17 protein-coding genes and 2 tRNA genes are annotated in these 20,096 nt (G+C 69.5%); 15 read left to right on the top strand and 4 right to left on the bottom strand.

All coding sequences use genetic code 11. The features are described from left to right. Positions 1 to 376: 376 nt before the first annotated feature. Genes repSA through ACWGDE_RS12265 form a run of 3 tightly spaced genes read left to right on the top strand, consistent with a single transcriptional unit; the run spans position 377 to position 3,070 of the window. Positions 377 to 1,711 (top strand): replication initiator protein RepSA, encoded by a 1,335-nt coding sequence (repSA, locus tag ACWGDE_RS12255; RefSeq protein WP_453388917.1) that lies wholly within the window; start codon positions 377 to 379, stop codon positions 1,709 to 1,711. After that, positions 1,704 to 1,907 carry an excisionase family DNA-binding protein gene (locus ACWGDE_RS12260; protein WP_453388893.1) on the top strand — a complete coding sequence of 68 codons (204 nt, stop codon included), beginning with the start codon at positions 1,704 to 1,706 and terminating at the stop codon, positions 1,905 to 1,907. The genes repSA and ACWGDE_RS12260 overlap by 8 nt, the downstream gene beginning before the upstream one ends. Beyond that, entirely contained in the window at positions 1,907 to 3,070 is a 1,164-nt protein-coding gene (locus ACWGDE_RS12265; protein ID WP_453388894.1) for a tyrosine-type recombinase/integrase, read from the top strand. The genes ACWGDE_RS12260 and ACWGDE_RS12265 overlap by 1 nt, the downstream gene beginning before the upstream one ends. Before the next feature lie 70 nt (positions 3,071 to 3,140). Here ACWGDE_RS12265 and ACWGDE_RS12270 read toward each other — a convergent pair. Further along, a tRNA-Gly gene (locus ACWGDE_RS12270) sits at positions 3,141 to 3,211 on the bottom strand. Between the two features lie 167 nt (positions 3,212 to 3,378). On the opposite strand from ACWGDE_RS12270, the gene ACWGDE_RS12275 reads away from it, so the two are divergent. From ACWGDE_RS12275 to clpX, 5 genes are all read left to right on the top strand, one after another. Next, a tRNA-Pro gene (locus tag ACWGDE_RS12275) sits at positions 3,379 to 3,455 on the top strand. 303 nt (positions 3,456 to 3,758) lie between these two features. Continuing rightward, positions 3,759 to 5,153 (top strand): trigger factor, encoded by a 1,395-nt coding sequence (gene tig, locus ACWGDE_RS12280; RefSeq protein ID WP_453388895.1) that lies wholly within the window; start codon positions 3,759 to 3,761, stop codon positions 5,151 to 5,153. A gap of 298 nt (positions 5,154 to 5,451) precedes the next feature. After that, positions 5,452 to 6,069 carry an ATP-dependent Clp protease proteolytic subunit gene (locus tag ACWGDE_RS12285; RefSeq protein ID WP_453388896.1) on the top strand — a complete coding sequence of 206 codons (618 nt, stop codon included), beginning with the start codon at positions 5,452 to 5,454 and terminating at the stop codon, positions 6,067 to 6,069. An 86-nt stretch (positions 6,070 to 6,155) separates the two neighbouring features. Continuing rightward, positions 6,156 to 6,827: an ATP-dependent Clp protease proteolytic subunit gene (locus tag ACWGDE_RS12290; protein ID WP_453388897.1), complete on the top strand. Its 672-nt coding sequence runs from the start codon at positions 6,156 to 6,158 to the stop codon at positions 6,825 to 6,827. A 153-nt stretch (positions 6,828 to 6,980) separates the two neighbouring features. Then, positions 6,981 to 8,267, top strand: coding sequence for an ATP-dependent Clp protease ATP-binding subunit ClpX (gene clpX, locus ACWGDE_RS12295; protein ID WP_453388898.1), 1,287 nt, complete (start codon positions 6,981 to 6,983; stop codon positions 8,265 to 8,267). A 73-nt stretch (positions 8,268 to 8,340) separates the two neighbouring features. Here clpX and ACWGDE_RS12300 read toward each other — a convergent pair whose 3' ends face one another. Beyond that, positions 8,341 to 9,306: a hypothetical protein gene (locus ACWGDE_RS12300; RefSeq protein WP_453388899.1), complete on the bottom strand. Its 966-nt coding sequence runs from the start codon at positions 9,304 to 9,306 to the stop codon at positions 8,341 to 8,343. Positions 9,307 to 9,433: 127 nt separating this feature from the next. Between ACWGDE_RS12300 and ACWGDE_RS12305 the strand changes: the two genes are divergently transcribed. Then, positions 9,434 to 12,055, top strand: coding sequence for a valine--tRNA ligase (locus ACWGDE_RS12305; protein ID WP_453388900.1), 2,622 nt, complete (start codon positions 9,434 to 9,436; stop codon positions 12,053 to 12,055). Between the two features lie 98 nt (positions 12,056 to 12,153). On the opposite strand, the gene ACWGDE_RS12310 is transcribed toward ACWGDE_RS12305, so the two are convergent. Continuing rightward, complete coding sequence (locus tag ACWGDE_RS12310) at positions 12,154 to 12,759, bottom strand: vitamin K epoxide reductase family protein (protein ID WP_453388901.1); 606 nt, start codon at positions 12,757 to 12,759, stop codon at positions 12,154 to 12,156. A gap of 139 nt (positions 12,760 to 12,898) precedes the next feature. Between ACWGDE_RS12310 and ACWGDE_RS12315 the strand changes: the two genes are divergently transcribed. Then, positions 12,899 to 14,047 carry a sensor histidine kinase gene (locus ACWGDE_RS12315; RefSeq protein ID WP_453388902.1) on the top strand — a complete coding sequence of 383 codons (1,149 nt, stop codon included), beginning with the start codon at positions 12,899 to 12,901 and terminating at the stop codon, positions 14,045 to 14,047. Between the two features lie 13 nt (positions 14,048 to 14,060). Here ACWGDE_RS12315 and ACWGDE_RS12320 read toward each other — a convergent pair whose 3' ends face one another. Next, complete coding sequence (locus tag ACWGDE_RS12320; RefSeq protein WP_453388903.1) at positions 14,061 to 15,110, bottom strand: rod shape-determining protein; 1,050 nt, start codon at positions 15,108 to 15,110, stop codon at positions 14,061 to 14,063. Positions 15,111 to 15,228: 118 nt separating this feature from the next. Here ACWGDE_RS12320 and folC point away from each other — a divergent pair, with 118 nt between their 5' ends. The 5 genes from folC (at position 15,229) to mreC (ending at position 20,090) form a co-directional block, all read left to right on the top strand. Then, positions 15,229 to 16,743: a bifunctional tetrahydrofolate synthase/dihydrofolate synthase gene (folC, locus tag ACWGDE_RS12325; protein WP_453388904.1), complete on the top strand. Its 1,515-nt coding sequence runs from the start codon at positions 15,229 to 15,231 to the stop codon at positions 16,741 to 16,743. 4 nt (positions 16,744 to 16,747) lie between these two features. Beyond that, positions 16,748 to 17,107 (top strand): DUF4233 domain-containing protein, encoded by a 360-nt coding sequence (locus ACWGDE_RS12330; protein WP_453388905.1) that lies wholly within the window; start codon positions 16,748 to 16,750, stop codon positions 17,105 to 17,107. Positions 17,108 to 17,213: 106 nt separating this feature from the next. Further along, positions 17,214 to 17,624 carry a nucleoside-diphosphate kinase gene (gene ndk / locus ACWGDE_RS12335; RefSeq protein WP_214950910.1) on the top strand — a complete coding sequence of 137 codons (411 nt, stop codon included), beginning with the start codon at positions 17,214 to 17,216 and terminating at the stop codon, positions 17,622 to 17,624. 296 nt (positions 17,625 to 17,920) lie between these two features. After that, entirely contained in the window at positions 17,921 to 18,940 is a 1,020-nt protein-coding gene (locus ACWGDE_RS12340) for a rod shape-determining protein (RefSeq protein WP_069923827.1), read from the top strand. 208 nt (positions 18,941 to 19,148) lie between these two features. Beyond that, complete coding sequence (mreC, locus tag ACWGDE_RS12345; RefSeq protein ID WP_453388906.1) at positions 19,149 to 20,090, top strand: rod shape-determining protein MreC; 942 nt, start codon at positions 19,149 to 19,151, stop codon at positions 20,088 to 20,090. Positions 20,091 to 20,096: the final 6 nt, after the last annotated feature.

The following is a 20,096-nucleotide window of genomic DNA, read 5'->3' on the forward strand; positions in this document are numbered from 1 at the left end:
GGTTTCTGGGGCCCAGGTGGAGCGCCCTGCTGGACGAACGACCTGGGCCCCAGAAGCCTGGTCTGCTATGGCTTGCCTGGGTCGACGGCAGACGGGATGACAGCTCCCCACCCGAACCACGAACCGGCCGGCAGCCGCAAGACGGGACGAACCAGAACGTCGGGGGAGAGCTCTGCCCGAACTGCGATGGGCACGCCTCCGTCGCCGTCACCCTCGGCGGCGGGGACCGCTCCGGCTACCTCCGTACGATCACCGCCCACTGCCCAGCCTGCCACGGCACCGGGACCCGCCGCTCCATCCACCGCCCCCAGCGGACGGTGACCGCGTGACCCACACCGCGACCCTCGCGGGCCTGGACCCGGCCACCCTCGGCGACATGCTGAAGGTGGCCGGGGCCCCCGGTTACGCACGCTGGGAAGACCAGATCCGCCGCACCGGCGGCTGGTCCGACCCGATCCACATCACCGGCTGGACCGTCGCCAAGGACAAGACATCCGGCGAGATCCTGCACCGCTACTCCACCGCGGACGAACCCGGCGCCCGCCTCCGCATCGCCTGCGGCAATCGCCGCGCCTCCCGCTGCCCGGCCTGCGCCTGGACCTACGCCGGAGACACGTACCACCTCATCCGCGCCGGACTGGCAGGCGACGACCGCCGCGACATCCCCGCCACCGTCCGCGAACACCCCCGCGTCTTCGCCACCCTCACCGCCCCGTCCTTCGGCCCGGTCCACAACCGCCCCGCCGGCCGTCCCTGCCGCTGCGGCCAGCACCACCAGGAGGACGCCGCCGAACTCGGTACCCCCCTCGACCGGTACAGCTACGACTACGCCGCCGCCGTCCTCTTCAACAACCACGCCGGACAGCTCTGGCAGCGCTTCACGACCCGCCTGCGCCGCGAGATCGCCGCATCCGCCGGACTGACCCAACGCGAGCTGAAGGAGGAAGCCCGGATCTCCTACGGCAAGGTCGCCGAGTTTCAGAAGCGCGGTGCCATCCACTTCCACGCGGTGATCCGCATCGACGGCCCGGACGGCCCGTCCAGCCCTCCGCCGTACTGGGCCAGCACAGAACTCCTCGACCGCTCGATCCGGGCCGCCGTCGCCCACGCGTACACGACGATCACGGTCCCGCCCAACGAAGAGTGGGGCTTCATCAACGGCTGGAAGCTGCGATGGGGCACCCAGCTCGACATCCGGCCCATCAAGGTCTTCGGGGACGGCTCAGACATCACTGAACAGGCCGTGGCCTCGTACGTCGCCAAGTACGCGACCAAGGCCGCCGAGAACACCGGAACCCTTGACCGCCGCATCGGCAACCAAGAGGCGCTGATCCTCCTCGACGTCCCCGACCACACCGCCCGCCTGATCCGGGCCTGCCTCGACCTCGACCCCGTCTATCCGGAGCGCAAGCTCCTCGCTTGGTCGCACATGCTCGGCTTCCGCGGCCACTTCTCCACCAAGTCCCGCCAGTACTCGACCACCCTCGGCGCCCTCCGCCAGACCCGCGCCGACTACCGCGCCGCCCAAGAACGCGAAGCCCGCGGCCTGGCCGACATCAAGCCGGACACGGTGCTCGTCCTCGCCTCCTGGGAGTACGCCGGCCACGGCCACACCCCGGGGGAGTCGGTCCTCGCCGCCACCATCGCCCGCGGCATCCAACTCAACCGCCAGACCGCCCGCGAAGCCCTGCAAGGAGAGCAGCATGAATGAGCGCTACCTCAGCGTCGTCCAGGTCGCCGAACTGCTCGGCACCACCGTGCGGTTCCCTCGCCGCCTCATCGAGGAGCGTCGGATCACCTACGTGAAGGTCGGGCGGCACGTGCGCATCCCGGCGAGCGCCGTTCAGGAGTACATCGCTGCGCACACCGTTGAGCCGCGTCGCCGCCGTATGGGGGTGGCTGCCTGATGGCCGGAAAGCGTCGACACTTCGGCCGGGTCCGGAAGCTGCCCTCCGGCCGGTATCAGGCCCGGTACCTCGGTCCGGACGGACAGCTCCGCCCTGCCCCGGAGACGTTCCGCACGAAGACGGACGCGGACGACTGGCTCGCCGACAAGCAGACCGAGATGCGTCGCGGCGACTGGCGCGACCCGGACGCCGGGAAGGTCGCCTTCGGTCCGTACGCCGTCGCCTGGATCAAGGAGCGCGAGCTGACCAGCACCACGAGACAGCTCTACTCCTCGCTCCTCAAGCACCACCTGGAGCCGGTTCTCGGCTCCGTCAATCTGGCGGAGATCTCGCCACCCCTCGTACGGCGCTGGCGTGCCGACAAGCTCGCCGCCGGCACCGGGCCCACCACCGTGGCCAAGGCCTACGCGCTGCTCCGCGCCATCCTGGGGACGGCCGTGTCCGACGAGCTGATCCGGCGGAACCCCTGCCAGGTCAAGGGCGCCAGCTCCGTGCACACCCCGGAGCGACCGACCGCCACGGTCAAGGAGGTCTACGCGCTGGCCGAAGCGGTCCAGCCGCGCTATCGAGCCCTCGTGCTGATGGCCGGATTCCTCGGGCTGCGCTGGGGTGAGCTGATCGGACTCCACCGACGGGACGTGGATCTGGAGCACAGGACCGTACGGGTTCGGCGGGCCGTCGCCGAGCTGGGCAACGGGCAGCGGGAGATCAAGGCGCCGAAGAGTGCCGCTGGTAAGAGGACGGTCTCCATCCCCGGGGTGATCCTCCCGGACATCCACGAGCACCTGAAGCGGTACGCCGAGGCAGGCGCCGATGGGCGCGTCTTCGTCGGGGCCAAAGGGGCGACTCCGCGTCGGAATCACTTCAATCGGCTGTGGCACAAGGCGTGTCGGGAAGCCGGGATCAAGGGGCTGCACTTCCATGATCTTCGGCACACGGGCAACACGCTGGCCGCGTCGACGGGTGCCAGCACGCGGGAGTTGATGACGCGCATGGGCCACAGCACCGCCCGCGCCGCGCTGATCTACCAGCACGCCAGCGCCGATCGGGACCGGCTGATCGCCGATGCGCTGAGCGGGCTCGTGAAGAAGGGCCGGAAGGCCGCCAAGGGCACGAAGGAAGATCCACAGCGCAAGGGGCACGCAGGGGGCACGGGGACCTGATCGCAGGCCCCGGGAACGACGAAGGGCCAGGTCGAGGAAACATCCTCTGACCTGGCCCTTCGTGCTTCAGAGCGGGTGACGGGAATCGAACCCGCGTAGCTAGTTTGGAAGACTAGTGCTCTACCATTGAGCTACACCCGCAATACGCGCGCCGCAGGTCCGGGGACCGTGGCACGGACAGCATCCTAGCGGGTCGGGGCGGCGGATCGCACACCGCATTTCGGGCCCGGGTGCGCGCGTGGTGGCTCCTTCGCCGAAACTCCGCGCGGCGGAGGGTCTTCGGGCATGTACCCTACGTGTCGCACCGACGGGGTGTGGCGCAGCTTGGTAGCGCGTCCGCTTTGGGAGCGGAAGGTCGTCGGTTCGAATCCGGCCACCCCGACCAGCAGGAAGCGCTCTGAGGGAGTTCCGTCTCCGCTCGGCGGCTTCAGTCGTGACCGCGCGCCACCGCGCGCGGGCTCCGTTATCCGCGACATCCGCGATCCGTGTCCGTGATCGCCGCGGTTCCGCGCTCCGCGAGGCCCCCCGCAGACCGCGTTGATGATCGCGTTGTGGGCTGATTGCCGCTTGCGGCTACTATGCAAGCTGCGTGCCCGTGTGTCTGATGTACCGGGCCCGATCCGCTGAGAACCGCTGAGTCGCGGCGACAGCAGAGACCCCCAGCAGTCAGCCACAAGGAGACCGAACCGTGAAGAGCGCCGTGGAGACCCTGAACCCGACTCGGGTTCGGCTCACTGTTGAGGTGCCCTTCGAGGAGCTCAAGGACAGCCTCGACGCGGCCTACAAGAAGATCAACCAGCAGGTCACGGTGAAGGGCTTCCGCAAGGGCAAGATCCCGGCCCGCGTCATCGACCAGCGCTTCGGCCGCGGTGCGGTGCTGGAGGAGGCCGTCAACGACGCCCTCCCGAAGTTCTACACCGAGGCGGTCAACGAGGCCGACCTGAACCCGCTGGGCCAGCCCGATGTCGACATCACGGAGCTGAAGGACGGCGAACTGCTGGCCTTCACCGCCGAGGTCGACATCCGTCCCGCGATCGAGATCCCGGACTACTCCGGCATCGAGGTCACCGTGGACGCCATCGAGGTCTCCGACGAGGACGTCGAGAAGTCGGTCGAGCAGCTGCGCGGCCGTTTCGCGTCCACCAAGGACGTCGAGCGCGCCGCCCAGGACGGCGACGTCGTCACGATCGACCTCGAGGCCAAGGTCGACGGGGAGGTGCTGGAGGACGGTGTCGCCCAGGACGTCTCCTACACCATCGGCTCGGGCGAGCTGCTCGAGGGCATCGACGAGGCCGTCAAGGGCCTGGAGGCCGGTGGCGAGGCCACCTTCACCTCCCAGCTGAAGGGCGGCTCCGCCGAGGGCAAGGACGCCGAGGTCACCGTCAAGGTCACCAAGGTCTCCGCCCGTGAGCTGCCGGAGCTGGACGACGAGTTCGCCGGCATGGCGAGCGAGTTCGACACCCTCGACGAGCTGAAGGCCGACAGCCGCAAGCGCCTCGAGAACATGAAGCAGTACGACCAGGCCACGCAGGCCCAGGAGCGCGTGCTGGAGAAGCTGCTCGAGCTCGTCGAGGTCCCGATCCCCGAGAAGCTCCTCGCGGACGAGGTCCAGACCCGCAAGCACAACCTCGAGCACCACCAGCTCGGCCAGATGGGCCTGTCCATCGAGAAGTACCTCGAGATCCAGGGCAAGACGGTCGAGGAGTTCGACGCCGAGACCACCGAGCAGGCGGTCAAGGGCATCAAGACGCAGTTCGTCCTCGACGAGCTCGTCAACAAGGAGAAGCTGAACGTCAACCAGGAGGAGCTCACCGAGCACCTCATGCGGCGCGCTGCCTCCTCCGGCATGTCCCCCGACCAGTTCGCCCAGGCCGTCGTCGAGGGTGGCCAGGTTCCGATGCTCGTCGGCGAGGTCGCCCGCGGCAAGGCCCTCGCGGTCGTCGTCGAGGCCGCCAAGGTCGTCGACACGAAGGGTGAGGTCGTCGACCTCTCCGACGACGAGGACGAGGTGGAGCAGGCCGCCGAGACCGTCGAGAACGTCGTCGAGGCCGACGCCGAGACCGCGGCCGACGAGGCCAAGTAACACCTGGGGTCACCCCCGCCCAGCAGTACCTGAGCATGGTCCGAGGGGCCCGTACGCAGCCGCGTCCGGGCCCTTCGGCGTGCCCGCTCAGGGGCCTTCCGGAGGGGTCCGGGAGCTTGCGCTCCGAGCGAACAGTTCGGGAAGCGGGATGGCGTTGTCCTACCTGCGCGTTAGGGTCCATGAATACGAGGGCACGGGAGTACCCGACGCCGGCGGACATCGTCCGCACCGGCCGGTCCGCGCCCCAGAACGAGACGCTGAGACGGCACATGGCCGTCGGAGACGAGCAGGTGGATACGTGACGAATCTGAAGCCTTACGCCGCGGGTGAGCCGTCCATCGGTGGCGGCCTCGGCGACCATGTCTACAACCGGCTGCTCGGCGAGCGCATCATCTTCCTCGGCCAGCAGGTCGACGACGACATCGCCAACAAGATCACCGCGCAGCTCCTCCTCCTGGCCGCCGAGCCGGAGAAGGACATCTACCTGTACATCAACAGCCCCGGTGGTTCGGTGACGGCGGGCATGGCGGTCTACGACACCATGCAGTACATCCCGAACGACGTGGTCACCATCGGTATGGGCATGGCGGCCTCCATGGGCCAGTTCCTGCTCACCGGCGGCACCGCCGGCAAGCGCTTCGCGCTCCCGAACACCGACATCCTGATGCACCAGGGCTCCGCCGGCATCGGCGGCACCGCCTCGGACATCAAGATCCAGGCCCAGTACCTGCTGCGCACCAAGCAGCGCATGGCTGAGATCACCGCCCACCACTCCGGCCAGACCGTGGAGACGATCATCCGCGACGGCGACCGCGACCGCTGGTACACCGCGGAAGAGGCCAAGGAATACGGCCTCATCGACGAGATCATCTCCGCCGCGTCGCTGGTCCCGGGCGGCGGCGGCACCGGGGCCTGATCCCGGCCCCGGCGCGCGGGATCCCGTACGGGAGCTCGTACGCCAGCCCGCACCAGGCAAGCCTCAGCCCGCAGAACGCCACCAGGATGGTGAACACCCAGATGCACATGAACAACCTTTCTCCCGCGAGCGGCCTCTACACCGGCGCGCCGGTGGACAACCGTTACGTCGTGCCGCGCTTCGTCGAGCGCACCTCGCAGGGCGTGCGCGAGTACGACCCGTACGCGAAGCTCTTCGAGGAGCGCATCATCTTCCTCGGCGTGCAGATCGACGACGCCTCCGCCAACGACGTCATGGCGCAGCTGCTGTGCCTGGAGTCGATGGACCCGGACCGCGACATCTACCTGTACATCAACAGCCCCGGTGGCTCCTTCACCGCGCTGACGGCCATCTACGACACGATGCAGTTCGTGAAGCCGGACATCTCGACGGTCTGCATGGGCCAGGCGGCCTCCGCCGCCGCGGTCCTGCTGGCCGCCGGTGCGCCCGGCAAGCGCATGGCGCTGCCGAACGCCCGCGTGCTGATCCACCAGCCCTCCGGTGGCACCGGCCGCGAGCAGCTCTCCGACCTGGAGATCGCGGCCAACGAGATCCTGCGCATGCGCGACCAGCTCGAGGGCATGCTGGCCAAGCACTCCTCGACGCCGCTCGAGAAGATCCGCGACGACATCGAGCGCGACAAGATCCTCACGGCCCAGGACGCGCTGGCGTACGGCCTGATCGACCAGGTCGTCGCCACCCGCAAGACTTCGAACTGATCCTTGCCGCCAGTTGGCGTGGGCACGTCGTCGGATTGGGCGATGTGAACCACGTCAAGGGGGCCCCGCACGGGGCCCCCGGCAAGGTACCGTCGGATATGAGGCACCAGGAGCGCTGAACCAGGCGTCTCCCAGGCGAAGGGGAAGCACCTCGTGGCACGCATCGGTGACGGCGGCGACCTGCTCAAGTGCTCGTTCTGCGGAAAGAGCCAGAAGCAGGTGAAGAAGCTCATCGCGGGACCCGGTGTGTACATCTGCGACGAGTGCATCGACCTCTGCAACGAGATCATCGAAGAGGAACTCGCGGAGACCTCCGAGGTCAGGTGGGAAGAGCTTCCCAAGCCCCGCGAGATCTACGAGTTCCTGGAGAGCTACGTCGTCGGCCAGGAGCCGGCGAAGAAGGCGCTCTCCGTCGCGGTGTACAACCACTACAAGCGCGTCCAGGCCGGCGAGAACGGCGGCGCGCAGGGCCGGGACGACGCGATCGAGCTCGCGAAGTCCAACATCCTGCTGCTGGGCCCCACGGGCTCGGGCAAGACCCTGCTGGCCCAGACGCTCGCCCGCATGCTCAACGTTCCGTTCGCCATCGCGGACGCGACGGCGCTGACGGAGGCCGGGTACGTCGGCGAGGACGTCGAGAACATCCTGCTCAAGCTGATCCAGGCGGCCGACTACGACGTCAAGAAGGCCGAGACCGGGATCATCTACATCGACGAGATCGACAAGGTCGCCCGCAAGAGCGAGAACCCGTCGATCACGCGCGACGTGAGCGGCGAGGGCGTGCAGCAGGCCCTCCTGAAGATCCTGGAAGGCACGACCGCTTCCGTACCGCCGCAGGGCGGCCGCAAGCACCCGCACCAGGAATTCATCCAGATCGACACGACGAACGTCCTCTTCATCGTGGGCGGCGCCTTCTCCGGCCTGGAGCGCATCATCGAATCGCGCGCCGGCGCCAAGGGCATCGGCTTCGGGGCGACGATCCGCTCGAAGCGCGAGATCGAGGCGAGCAACCAGTTCCAGGAGGTCATGCCGGAGGACCTGGTGAAGTTCGGGATGATCCCCGAGTTCATCGGCCGTCTCCCCGTGATCACCTCCGTGCACAACCTGGACCGCGAGGCCCTGCTCCAGATCCTCATCGAGCCGCGCAACGCCCTGGTGAAGCAGTACCAGCGGCTGTTCGAACTCGACGGTGTCGAGCTGGACTTCGAGCGCGAGGCGCTGGAAGCCATCGCGGACCAGGCGATCCTCCGCCAGACGGGCGCGCGCGGTCTGCGCGCCATCATGGAAGAGGTCCTGATGTCGGTGATGTACGAGGTCCCGTCCCGCAAGGACGTGGCCCGCGTGGTCATCACCGCGGACGTGGTCCGCTCCAACGTCAACCCGACGCTGGTCCCGCGGATCGTCCCGAAGGACCAGGGCCCGCACGAGAAGTCGGCGTAGCGGACGGCAGCGAGCCGGACATGCAGAAGGGGCGCCCCCGGCCGGTGGCGCCCCTTCTGCATGTGCCGCGGGGTCAGCTCTTCGCGCGGCCCGTGGCGTAGAGCTTCGCGTTCAGCTCGGCGGTCTGGGCCAGCGTGAAGCCCTTGCCACCGGTCATCATCTTGGAGATGTCGATGGTCATCGTCATGCCCATGGTGCTGTAGTCGGTCCAGATGCACATCGGCAGCGTGACCTCCTTGGGCTCCAGCGGGTTGGTGGAGGGCTTCTTGGAGACGATCTTCACCTCCTGGCACTTCATCAGCGCACCGCTGAACCCGGCCGGCTTGAAGGTCTCCGGGGAGCCGATGAACTGGATGTCGGCGTCCTTGTCCTTCTCGGACAGGCTGGAGGCCTTCATCAGCTGGAACGAGGCGTCGAGGGTCTTCGCGGGGTCCGCGATCTCACCGTAGAAGCCGGAGAAGCTGAGGGACTTGCCCTCCAGGGGCTTGGCCGGGTTCGTGATCTCGTAACCCTGGCCGACCTTGGTCGGGTTCTTGATCCCGATCGCCTCGGTCTCCTTCTTCTCCTTGTCGTCCATGGTGCTGTCGCCGGGCTTGGCGCTCTTCTTGAAGTCGTTCACCGTCGCCGGCGGGACGATCTTGTAGCCCTTGGTGGAGGCGGAGACGTCGCCGTTGCCGGCGCCGCCCTTGTTCAGGAACCAGTACCCGCCGCCCGCGACCACCGCGACCACCAGGACGACCGCGATGATGACCCCGGCCTTCGACTTCTTCGGCTGCTGCGGGGGCATCCCGCCGCCGTACGGAGCCTGCTGCTGGTAGCCGCCGTACGGGGGCTGCTGCTGCGGGTAGCCCTGCTGCGGCACTCCCGGGGGGGCCTGCTGCGGGTATCCGTAGCCGGGCTGCGCACCGGGCTGCTGCCCGTAGGGCCCGGGCTGCTGCGGCGGCTGTCCGTAGGGCCCCGGCTGCTGCGGCTGCTGCCCGTAAGGCCCGGGCTGCTGCGGCTGCTGGCCCCCGTACGGTCCCGGCTGGTTGTAGCTCATCCCGCGTCCCCCCATGAGGTCGTTTATACGTCCCACACATCCTGGCGGAAGCCGGGCCCGCACAGGGCGCCGGGTCCCGCTAAAGCCGGTTTCATGACCGGACCGTTACGGCCCTAAACTGTGCCCCGTGACCGAGAACACGCAGACACCCAGCAGCCCCGACTCCGAACTGCCGACCGCGTACACGCCGGCCGATGTAGAGGGGAAGCTCTACGAGCGCTGGGTAGAGCGTGGGTACTTCGAGGCGGACGAGAAGAGCGAGAAGCCTCCGTACGCCATCGTCATCCCGCCGCCGAACGTCACCGGAAGCCTCCACCTGGGGCACGCCTTCGAGCACACGCTGATCGACGCCCTCACCCGCCGCAAGCGCATGCAGGGTTACGAGACCCTGTGGCAGCCCGGCATGGACCACGCCGGCATCGCCACCCAGAACGTCGTCGAGCGCGAGCTCGCCAAGGAGGGCAAGTCCCGCCACGACCTGGGCCGTGAGGCGTTCGTCGAGCGCGTCTGGCAGTGGAAGGGCGAGTCCGGCGGCCAGATCTCCGGTCAGATGCGCCGCCTCGGCGACGGCGTCGACTGGGCGCGCGAGCGCTTCACCATGGACGAGGGCCTGTCCGAGGCCGTCCAGACCATCTTCAAGAAGCTCTACGACGACGAGCTGATCTACCGCGCCGAACGCATCATCAACTGGTGCCCGCGCTGCCTCACCGCGATCTCCGACATCGAGGTCGAGTACCAGGACGACGACGGCGAGCTCGTCTCCATCCGGTACGGCGAGGGGGAGAACTCGATCGTCGTCGCGACCACCCGCGCCGAGACGATGCTGGGCGACACCGCCGTGGCCGTCCACCCCGAGGACGAGCGCTACAAGCACATGGTCGGCACCGAGATCGAGCTGCCGCTGACCGGCCGCCGCATCCCGATCGTCGCCGACGAGCACGTCGACCCCGAGTTCGGGACCGGCGCCGTCAAGGTGACCCCGGCGCACGACCCGAACGACTTCGAGATCGGCCAGCGCCACGGCCTGCCGAACCTCGCGGTCATGGACGAGCACGCCATCATCACCACCCACGGCCCCTTCCAGGGCCTGGACCGGCTGGAGGCCCGCTCCGCCATCGTCGCCGCACTGCGCGCCGAGGGCCGGATCGTCGCCGAGAAGCGCCCGTACACCCACTCCGTCGGCCACTGCTCGCGCTGCAAGACCACCATCGAGCCGCGCCTGTCCCTCCAGTGGTGGGTCAAGGTCGGCCCGCTCGCCAAGGCCGCCGGTGACGCGGTCCGCGACGGCAGGGTCAAGATCCACCCGCAGGAGATGGAGAAGCGCTACTTCGACTGGGTCGACAACCTCCACGACTGGTGCATCTCGCGCCAGCTGTGGTGGGGTCACCGCATCCCGGTCTGGTACGGCCCGAACGGCGAGATCGTCTGCGTCGGCCCCGACGAGCAGCCGCCGACCGGCGAGGGCTGGACCCAGGACACGGACGTCCTGGACACCTGGTTCTCCTCCGGCCTGTGGCCGTTCTCCACGCTCGGCTGGCCGCAGCAGACCGACAGCCTGGCGAAGTTCTACCCGAACGCCGTCCTGGTCACCGGCTACGACATCCTCTTCTTCTGGGTCGCCCGGATGATGATGTTCGGCCTGTACGCGATGGACGGCACCCCGCCGTTCGGCACCATCGCCCTGCACGGCATGGTCCGCGACGAGCGCGGCAAGAAGATGTCCAAGTCCTTCGGCAACGCGGTCAACCCGCTGGACTGGATGGACAAGTACGGTTCCGACGCCGTCCGCTTCACCCTGGCCCGCGGCGCCAACCCGGGCGTCGACGTCCCGATCGGCGAGGACTGGGTCCAGGCCTCCAGCAAGTTCGCCAACAAGATCTGGAACGCCACGCGCTTCGCGATGATGAACGGCGCCACGATCGAGGGCGAGCTGCCGGCCGCCGAGGAGATGTCGGCGACCGACCGCTGGATCCTGTCGCGGCTGAACAAGACCGTGGCCGAGGTCGACGCGTTCTACGAGGACTACCAGTTCTCGAAGCTGTCGGACGCCCTCTACCACTTCGCGTGGGACGAGGTCTTCGACTGGTACGTCGAGCTCTCCAAGACGACCTTCTTCGCCGGCGGCGACCAGGCCAAGGTCTCCGCCCGGGTCCTCGGCGAGGTCCTCGACACCACGCTGCGCCTGCTGCACCCGGTGGTCCCCTTCGTCACCGAGACGCTGTGGACCACGCTGACCGGCGGCGAGTCCCTGGTGATCGCCGACTGGCCGAAGGACAGTGGGTTCCGCGACGCGGCCGCCGAGGCCGAGATCGAGGGCATCCAGACGCTGGTCAGGGAGGTCCGCCGGTTCCGCAAGGAGCAGGGCCTCGACGACAAGCAGAAGGTTCCGGCCCGCCTGGACCTGTCGGGTACCTCGCTGGTCTCCCACGAGGCCGCCATCCGCCAGATCCTGCGCCTCCAGCCGGAGGGCGAGGAGTTCCACGCCACCGCGACCCTGCCGGTGGTCGGCGCCACCGTCGCGCTCGACCTGTCGGGCACCATCGACATCCCGGCGGAGCGCAAGCGGCTGAGCAAGGACCTGGCCGCCGCCGAGAAGGAGAAGCAGCAGGCCGAGGCGAAGCTCGGGAACGAGGCGTTCATCGCCAAGGCCCCCGACAACGTCGTGGACAAGATCAAGGGCCGTCTCTCCAAGGCCGACGCGGACATCGCGCGGCTCCAGGCCCAGCTGGCCGCGCTGCCCGCCGAGTAGCAGCTGGTCGGTGGCTCTCCGAGCACAGGTGAAGGCCCCCACGCCGTCGGTCGACGTGGGGGCCTTCGCGTTATCCGTTCCCCGCGAGGGGCCCGGCGTCACAGCAGCCGGCCGCCGAATTCGGTCAGGATCAGGGCCGCGACCACCCCGTACGCGGTCAGCGGGACCAGCCAGTGGGGGAGCGCCCGCAGCGGGGAGCCGGCCGGGGCCAGGTGGCGGGTGACGTACCAGAACAGCGGGATCATCACCGCCCAGACGACCATGCACCAGGGGCACAGCGCCCCGATCACGTACAGGCACTGGCTGATCAGCCACAGCGTGAAGGCGAACCCGGCCGCGGTCCCGGCCCAGATCCCGCGCCACAGCCAGCGGGGGAGCACCGCGCCGGCGACCAGGGCCGTACCGAGCCCGGCGAGTGCGGCGAAGCCGGCGATGCCGAGGAGCATGTTGGGGAAGCCGAGCAGGTTGCCCTGCCAGGTGGTCATCACGTCGCCGCAGCTCAGGACCGCGTTGACGTTGCAGCCCGGGGTGAAGTGCGGGTCCTCCAGGGTGCGGATGCGGTCGTACGTGAGGATGCCGGAGGCCAGCGCGCCGATCAGGCCGCTGATGAGCAGGAGCAGCGGGACGCCCCGGGAGGGGCGGTCGGAGCGGTGTTCCCCGGCGGTCGTTCGCAGGCTCGTCCGGGAGGTCGTTCGGTAGCTCATTCCTTCGACGCTACGAAACCGGGTGCGCGGGCGGCAGGGCCATCCGGCCATGTCCTGACACATCCGAAGTGCCGTATATCACTCGCCCCGGGGCGGCGGCGGATCGGATCCCGGGCGGCGAGCACGGATGATGGGGGGCATGCACGTCAAGCCCGTCGCCTCGGCGCTCCACTGGGCCGCGGCCACCGGTCGCCGGTTCACCGCGAGCTGGGCCGGGTCACCGCGGGCGATGGACATGCTCACGGCAATCAGCTGCTTCGCCCTGATGGCGCTCGACCTGCCGGGCCTGGCCGCCGCCGACAACTCCCTCAACGGGCCGGCCGCCGCCGTCGTGCTCGCGGTGGGCTGCCTCAGCCTGCTGGTGCGGCGCCGCGTGCCCTGGATCGCGTACCTGACGTCGCTGCTCTTCATCGGCTGGCTGCACGAGCTCACCCTGATCCAGTTCGCCCTGTACTCCGTCGGCCGCTACCGGGGGCGCCGCGCCGGTGTCCTCGCCACGGTCGGGTACGTGGCCTTCGCGCTGGTGGTGTTCGCCGTGCCGGGCTGGCCCGAGCCGCGGATCGAGACCCTCAGCTCCTTCCTCAGCCTCGTCGTGCCCATCGGCGTCCTCGCCTCGGCGGTCGGCATCGCCGCGTACCGTCACGACCTCGTGCGCGAGCTCGACACGCGGCGCGCCGAGGCCGCCGTACTGCAGGCAGTCCAGCAGGAGCGGACCTCCGTCGCCCGCGACGTCCACGACTTCGTCGGGCGCGAGCTGACCCTGCTCACGGTCCGCTCCGAGGTGCTCTCGATGCGGGCGCGCGAGACGGCGTACGCGAAGGACTTCGAGGAGCTCGCCGACACCGCGCGCCGGGCCCACCTGGTGCTCAACGAGATCATCGTGCAGCGCGGCGAGCGGGCCGCGACCCCGGGCGTGGACGGGCTGGAGGCCCTCGCGGAGGAGAGCGGCCGCGCGGGTTCGCCCGTACGGCTCGCCCTGGATCCGGACGTGCACGGGCTGTCGCCGCTGCGGCAGGCGGCGGTCTACCGGGTGGTGCAGGAGTGCCTGACCAACGCGGCCAAGCACGCGCGCGGCGAGACCATCGAGGTGTCCATCGCGGCGGACGGGCCGCAGCTGCGGATCGCCGTCAGCAACGGGCTGCCGGCGCGCAATCCCACCCGGGCCCCGGTTTCGGCCGGCTCGGGCACCGCCAGCATGTCCGAGCGCGTGCGCAGTCTGGGCGGAACCCTGACGGCGACGCGCACGGAGGACTCGTACGAGGTCGTGGCGACCCTCCCCAAGGGCTGACCCTTGCGGCCGGTCAAGCCCTCGCCGGTGCCAGCAAGCTGCTGAGCGCGTCCATGTCCTCCACGCAGCGGCCCGAGCCGAGGGCCACGCAGTCCAGCGGGTCGTCCGCGACGAAGACCGGGATGCCGGTCGAGGAGGCCATCCGCAGGTCCAGGCCGGGCAGCAGCGCGCCGCCGCCCGTCAGGACGATGCCGTGCTCCATGACGTCGCCGGACAGCTCGGGCGGGCACTCCTCCAGGGTGGTGCGCACCGCGGCGATGATCGCCTCGACGGGCTCGTCGAGGGCGGCCCGCACGTCGGCGGCGCCCAGCTGGAGGGTCTGCGGCATGCCCCCGACCTTCTCGCGGCCCCGCACGGTGAAGGTGCGGGTCTCCAGCTCCGGCTGGTCGGGCACCGGCCAGGCCGAGCCGATGGCGATCTTGATGTCCTCGGCGGTGCGCTCGCCGATGAGCAGGGCGTGCTCCTTGCGGACGTAGTCCATGATCGCGGCGTCCAGCCGGTCCCCGCCGACCCGCAGCGACTGGGAGGTGACGATGCCGCCCAGCGAGATGACGGCGACCTCCGAGGTGCCGCCGCCGATGTCGACGACCATCGAGCCGCGCGGTTCGGAGACCGGCAGCCCGGCTCCGATCGCCGCGGCCATCGGTTCCTCGATGAGGTGCACGGTCCTGGCGCCGGCCCGGGTGGAGGCGTGGATGATGGCCCGCCGCTCGACCGGGGTGACCCCGGAGGGCACGCAGATCACCATGCGGGTGCGCACCCGGCGGCCGGGGACGGCCTTGCGGACGAAGTGCCGGATCATCTCCTCGGCGGCCTCGTAGTCGCAGATCACGCCGTCCTTGAGCGGGCGGATCGCGGTGATGGAGCCGGGGGTGCGGCCGATGGTCTCCTTGGCCTCGGTACCGACGGCGAGGGCCGTGGTCGTGCCCGCCTTGACCGCCACCACGGACGGCTCATTGAGGACGATGCCGTGCCCGCGTGCGTAGACGAGGGTGTTGGCGGTTCCCAGGTCTATCCCTATGTCGCGGCTGGAAGCTGTCTTGTTCGTGCTGGCCTGCGGCATTTATTCCCCTATCTCCTGCCCGCAAGGCTTGCATAACGATCCGGTCGCCCTCGTCGCCGAAGGTCCTGAAGCAACCAGGTCGAAAGTCCCGGGGGTCCTCGTCCGTAGACTGGGTCCCGTGAGTGAGCAGCAGCCCGAGAGCCACGATGACAGCTTCGACGAGTTCGACCAGATCGTGGCGGAAGAGTCCGACCGCGACCCCGACCTGGCGGTGATCGCTGCGGGCAGCCGCACCCTGCGCGCGCAGGCCGGTCCACCTCAGGGCGAGCCGGTACCCGAAGAGCCCACCGACCCCGAGGTGGCCCAGGCGCTGCGGGAGGTGGAGCAGGAGCTGGCCGGCCGCTGGGGCGAGACCAAGCTGGAGCCGTCGGTCACGCGGATCGCCGCGCTGATGGACGTGCTGGGCGAGCCGCAGCGCGCGTACCCCTCCATCCACGTCACCGGCACCAACGGCAAGACGAGCACCGCCCGCATGATCGAGGCGCTGCTGAACGCCTTCGAGCTGCGCACCGGGCGCTACACCAGCCCGCACGTGCAGTCGGTCACCGAGCGGATCAGCCTGGACGGTGCGCCGATCACCGCCGAGCGGTTCGTCGAGACGTACCACGACATCAAGCCGTACGTGGAGATGGTGGACGCGGCCGAGGAGTTCCGGCTGTCGTTCTTCGAGGTCCTCACCGGCATGGCCTACGCGGCGTTCGCGGACGCTCCGGTCGACGCGGCCGTGGTCGAGGTCGGCATGGGCGGCACGTGGGACGCGACCAACGTGATCGACGGCGCGGTCGCGGTGGTCACCCCGATCAGCCTGGACCACACGGACCGGCTCGGCTCCACGCCCGGTGAGATCGCCCAGGAGAAGGGCGGGGTCATCAAGCAGGGCGCCACCGTGATCCTGGCGCAGCAGCCCGTGGACGCGGCGCAGGTGCTGCTGAAGAAGGCCGTCGAGGTCGACGCGACGGTGGCCCGCGAGGGCATGGAGTTCGGCGTCGTCACCCGCGAGGTCGCGGTGGGCGGGCAGCAGCTGACGCTGCGCGGTCTGGGCGGCGAGTACGACGGGATCTTCCTGCCGCTGTACGGCGCCCACATGGCGCACAACGCGGCGGTGGCGCTGGCGGCGGTCGAGGCCTTTTTCGGGATCGGCGCGGACCACGCGCGGGCGCTGGACGCGGACACGGTCCGCAAGGCGTTCGCCTCGGTGACCTCGCCCGGCCGCATGGAGGTCGTGCGGCGCAGCCCGACGGTGGTCCTGGACGCGGCGCACAACCCGGCCGGGGCGCTGGTCACGGCGGAGGCGGTGACCGAGGCCTTCGGCTTCAGCCGGCTGATCGGTGTCGTGGGCGCGAGCGAGGGCAAGGACGCGCGGGGGCTGTTCGAGGCCTTCGAGCCGATCTTCGCCGAGGTCGTGATCACGGAGAACACCAGCCACCGGGCGATGTCCGCCGACGATCTGGCGGCCGTCGCGGTCGAGGTCTTCGGGCCGGACCGGGTGCAGGTGGAACCGCGGCTGGACGACGCCCTGGAGGCGGCGATCACGCTGGCGGAGGAAGAGGCCGAGTACGGAGGGGCCGGGGTCCTGGTGACCGGGTCCGTGATCACGGTGGGCGAAGCGCGCCTGCTGCTCAAGAGGGGCTGAGGCAATGCGCACGCTGTGTGCTTCGACGCTGATCGGCGAGTTCTTCGTGGTGGGGTTCGCGGGCCTGGTGGCCATGAAGAACCCGGACCTGACCCAGGCCGCGGTCTGGTCGGTGTGCGGGGCCGTGATGCTGCTGTCGGTCCTGCTGTGCGGGATGCTGACGCGGCCGGGCGCCGTGCAGATCGGCTGGGCCCTGCAGATCGGCCTGATCCTGAGCGGCTTCGTGGTGCCGGCGATGTTCTTCCTGGGCGTCGCGTTCGCGGCCCTGTGGTGGTGCTCGGTGCACTACGGACGCAGGATCGACGCGATCAAGGCCGCCTGGGCGGCCCAGGCGGCCGAGCCCGAGGCGCAGGCGGGGGCGTAGGCGGGCGCGCAGGAGAGCCCGCCGCCCGGTAAGGCCCCGTACGGCGGGGTCCCGGGCCCCTGTAGCCTCGTTGGACCGCACCCGTATGCCGCAAGGAGTTACCCACATGACCCAGCGCACGCTCGTCCTCCTCAAGCCCGACGCCGTCCGTCGCGGCCTGATCGGCGAGATCGTCGGCCGCATCGAGCGGAAGGCCGGCTGGACCATTCCCGCGCTGGAGCTGCGCACGCTGGACCAGGAGACCCTGGAGGCGCACTACGGCGAGCACAAGGGCAAGGTGTTCTACGAGCCCCTCATGGGCTTCATGGCGAGCGGTCCCGTCGTCGCCCTGGTCGTCGAAGGGGAACGCGTGATCGAGGGTGTCCGCCAGCTGGCCGGACCCACCGACCCGATCGCCGCGGCGCCCGGCTCCATCCGGGGCGATTTCGGCACCGTCACCCGCGAGAACCTGATCCACGCCTCGGATTCCGAGGAGTCCGCCGAGCGCGAGCTGAAGCTGTTCTTCCCGGCGCTCTGATCACTCCTCGCTGACGCAACATCAGCCAAATAGCGCTCATGACCTGGGGCGACCGAAGTAATTTCGGTCGCCCTTTGGTATTACCGGACACTTCCGGGAACGCATCGACAGGACACGACGTCACCACTATGGGGGCGGGTATCCATTCCGGCGGGATTGCCGGAGTCCCGTCGCGCGATGTCCGTACCTGCGGCACTACGATGGGGCCTCCACCCACACACCCACCTCGCCGACCTGACAGCAGCCGCTATCAACTGGAAGGCCAGACGCTCCTCATGGGGAACAAGGGGAACAACATGTCGTTCATCGGCCGTGACATGGCGATCGACCTCGGGACCGCCAACACGCTGGTGTACGTGAGGGGCCGGGGAATCGTTCTGAACGAGCCGTCCGTGGTCGCCATCAACACGAACACCGGCGGCATCCTGGCGGTCGGCTCGGAGGCGAAGAAGATGATCGGGCGCACGCCCGGAAACATCGTCGCCGTTCGGCCCCTCAAGGACGGCGTGATCGCCGACTTCGAGATCACCGAGCGAATGCTCCGGTACTTCATCCTCAAGATCCACAAGCGCCGTTATCTGGCCCGTCCGCGCGTGGTGGTCTGCGTGCCCTCCGGCATCACGGGAGTGGAGCGCCGCGCCGTCATCGAGGCGTCCACGCAGGCCGGTGCCCGCCAGGTGCACATCATCGAGGAGCCCATGGCGGCGGCCATCGGAGCGGGCCTGCCCGTCCACGAGGCCACCGGCAACATGGTCGTGGACATCGGCGGCGGCACCACCGAGGTGGCCGTCATCTCCCTCGGCGGAATCGTCACGGCGCAGTCCATCCGGGTGGCCGGCGACGAGCTGGACAACGCGATCATCCAGCACATCAAGAAGGAGTACTCGCTCCTCCTCGGTGAGCGCACCGCCGAGCAGATCAAGATCACCATCGGCTCGGCGTACGACCTCGACAAGGACGAGCACACCGAGATCCGCGGCCGCGACCTGGTCTCCGGCCTGCCCAAGACCGTCGTGATCTCGGCCGCCGAGGTCCGCAAGGCGATCGAGGAGCCCGTCAACGCCATCGTCGACGCGGTCAAGACCACCCTCGACAAGTGCCCGCCGGAGCTCTCCGGCGACATCATGGACCGCGGCATCGTCCTCACCGGTGGCGGCGCCCTGCTGCGCGGCCTCGACGAGCGGCTGCGCCGCGAGACGGGCATGCCCATCCACATCGCCGAGGACCCGCTCGACTCCGTGGCCCTCGGTTCCGGCAAGTGCGTCGAGGAGTTCGAGGCGCTCCAGCAGGTCCTGGACGCCCAGCCCCGCCGCTGAGACGGCCCGCCGCCGGACGGTGGAACACAAATGATCCGCCGTACGGGTGCTACCGGGCCCGTACGGCGGATCGTTGATATACAGGCAAGGTCCGGTGCGAGCCCCGGCTCCACCGGAGCGGCTTCGCCGCACGGCCCGGTGCAAGCCCCGGCTCCACCGGAGCGGCTCCGCCGCACAGGTATCTATGAGGAAGGCACGGCCGCCGCACGTGAGGGACACACGAGAAAGCCGGCTGCTCCTGGTGCTTCTGATCGCCATCGCGTTCGCATTGATCACGGTGGACATCAGGACGGGCGAGGAGTCGCCGGTCGACGGTGCCCGACAGGCCGCCGCAGCGGTCTTCGGACCGGTCGAGAAGGGCGTGGCGAAAGGGGTCGACCCGGTCGCCAACGCCATAGGGGCGGTACGGGACTCCGGCGAGCGGCACAACCGCATCGCCACGCTGGAGCGCGAGAACGCGGCACTGAAGGCCAAGCTGGGCAGCGACGAGCAGACCCGCAGCCGCATCCGCGAGCTCGACGAGATGCTCAAGCGGGCGGGCGCGGGCCAGTACGGGATCAAGGGCGCCGAGGTCATCGCCATAGGAGCGGCCCAGGGCTTCTCCTGGACCGTGACCATCGACGCCGGCAGCAAGGACGGCATCGAGCGCGACATGACCGTCCTGAACGGGGACGGACTCGTCGGCCGGGTCGCCACCGTCGGCCCCGACACCGCCACCGTGGTCCTCGCCAACGACCCCGACTTCACCGTCGGCACCCGGTTGGAGAAGACCGGCGAACTCGGCTTCGCCACCGGCCAGGGCGACCGCTCCCTCTCCGTGCAGCTGCTCAACGGCAAGGCCAAGATCAGCGAAGGCGACCGCCTCGTCACCTTCGGCTCGCGGGGCAACAAGCCCTTCGTCCCCGGCGTCCCGATCGGCGAGGTGGTCAAGGTGGACCCCTCGCGCGGAGACCTGACCCGTACGGTCTGGGTCCGACCCTTCGTCGGCTTCTCGCGCCTGGACATCGTCGGCGTCGTCGTGATGCCCCCGCGCGAGGACCCGCGCGACGCCGTACTGCCGCCCAAGCCCGAGGCGCCCAAGCCCACCCCGACGGTCACCGTCACGGTCACGCCGTCGCCCAGCGCGTCCGGCAAGCCGGCCGACGAGTAGGAGCCG

It is taken from the genome of Streptomyces sp. NPDC054956 (genome assembly GCF_053609185.1).

Coding starts and splice junctions, on each gene's coding strand:
- repSA (WP_453388917.1), top strand. CDS start 377: ATGCTGAAGGTGGCCGGGGCCCCCGGTTACGCACGCTGGGAAGACCAG.
- ACWGDE_RS12260 (WP_453388893.1), top strand. CDS start 1,704: ATGAATGAGCGCTACCTCAGCGTCGTCCAGGTCGCCGAACTGCTCGGC.
- ACWGDE_RS12265 (WP_453388894.1), top strand. CDS start 1,907: ATGGCCGGAAAGCGTCGACACTTCGGCCGGGTCCGGAAGCTGCCCTCC.
- ACWGDE_RS12290 (WP_453388897.1), top strand. CDS start 6,156: ATGGTGAACACCCAGATGCACATGAACAACCTTTCTCCCGCGAGCGGC.
- ACWGDE_RS12300 (WP_453388899.1), bottom strand. CDS start 9,306: ATGAGCTACAACCAGCCGGGACCGTACGGGGGCCAGCAGCCGCAGCAG.
- ACWGDE_RS12310 (WP_453388901.1), bottom strand. CDS start 12,759: ATGAGCTACCGAACGACCTCCCGGACGAGCCTGCGAACGACCGCCGGG.
- ACWGDE_RS12315 (WP_453388902.1), top strand. CDS start 12,899: ATGCACGTCAAGCCCGTCGCCTCGGCGCTCCACTGGGCCGCGGCCACC.
- ACWGDE_RS12320 (WP_453388903.1), bottom strand. CDS start 15,110: ATGCCGCAGGCCAGCACGAACAAGACAGCTTCCAGCCGCGACATAGGG.
- ACWGDE_RS12330 (WP_453388905.1), top strand. CDS start 16,748: ATGCGCACGCTGTGTGCTTCGACGCTGATCGGCGAGTTCTTCGTGGTG.
- ndk (WP_214950910.1), top strand. CDS start 17,214: ATGACCCAGCGCACGCTCGTCCTCCTCAAGCCCGACGCCGTCCGTCGC.
- ACWGDE_RS12340 (WP_069923827.1), top strand. CDS start 17,921: ATGTCGTTCATCGGCCGTGACATGGCGATCGACCTCGGGACCGCCAAC.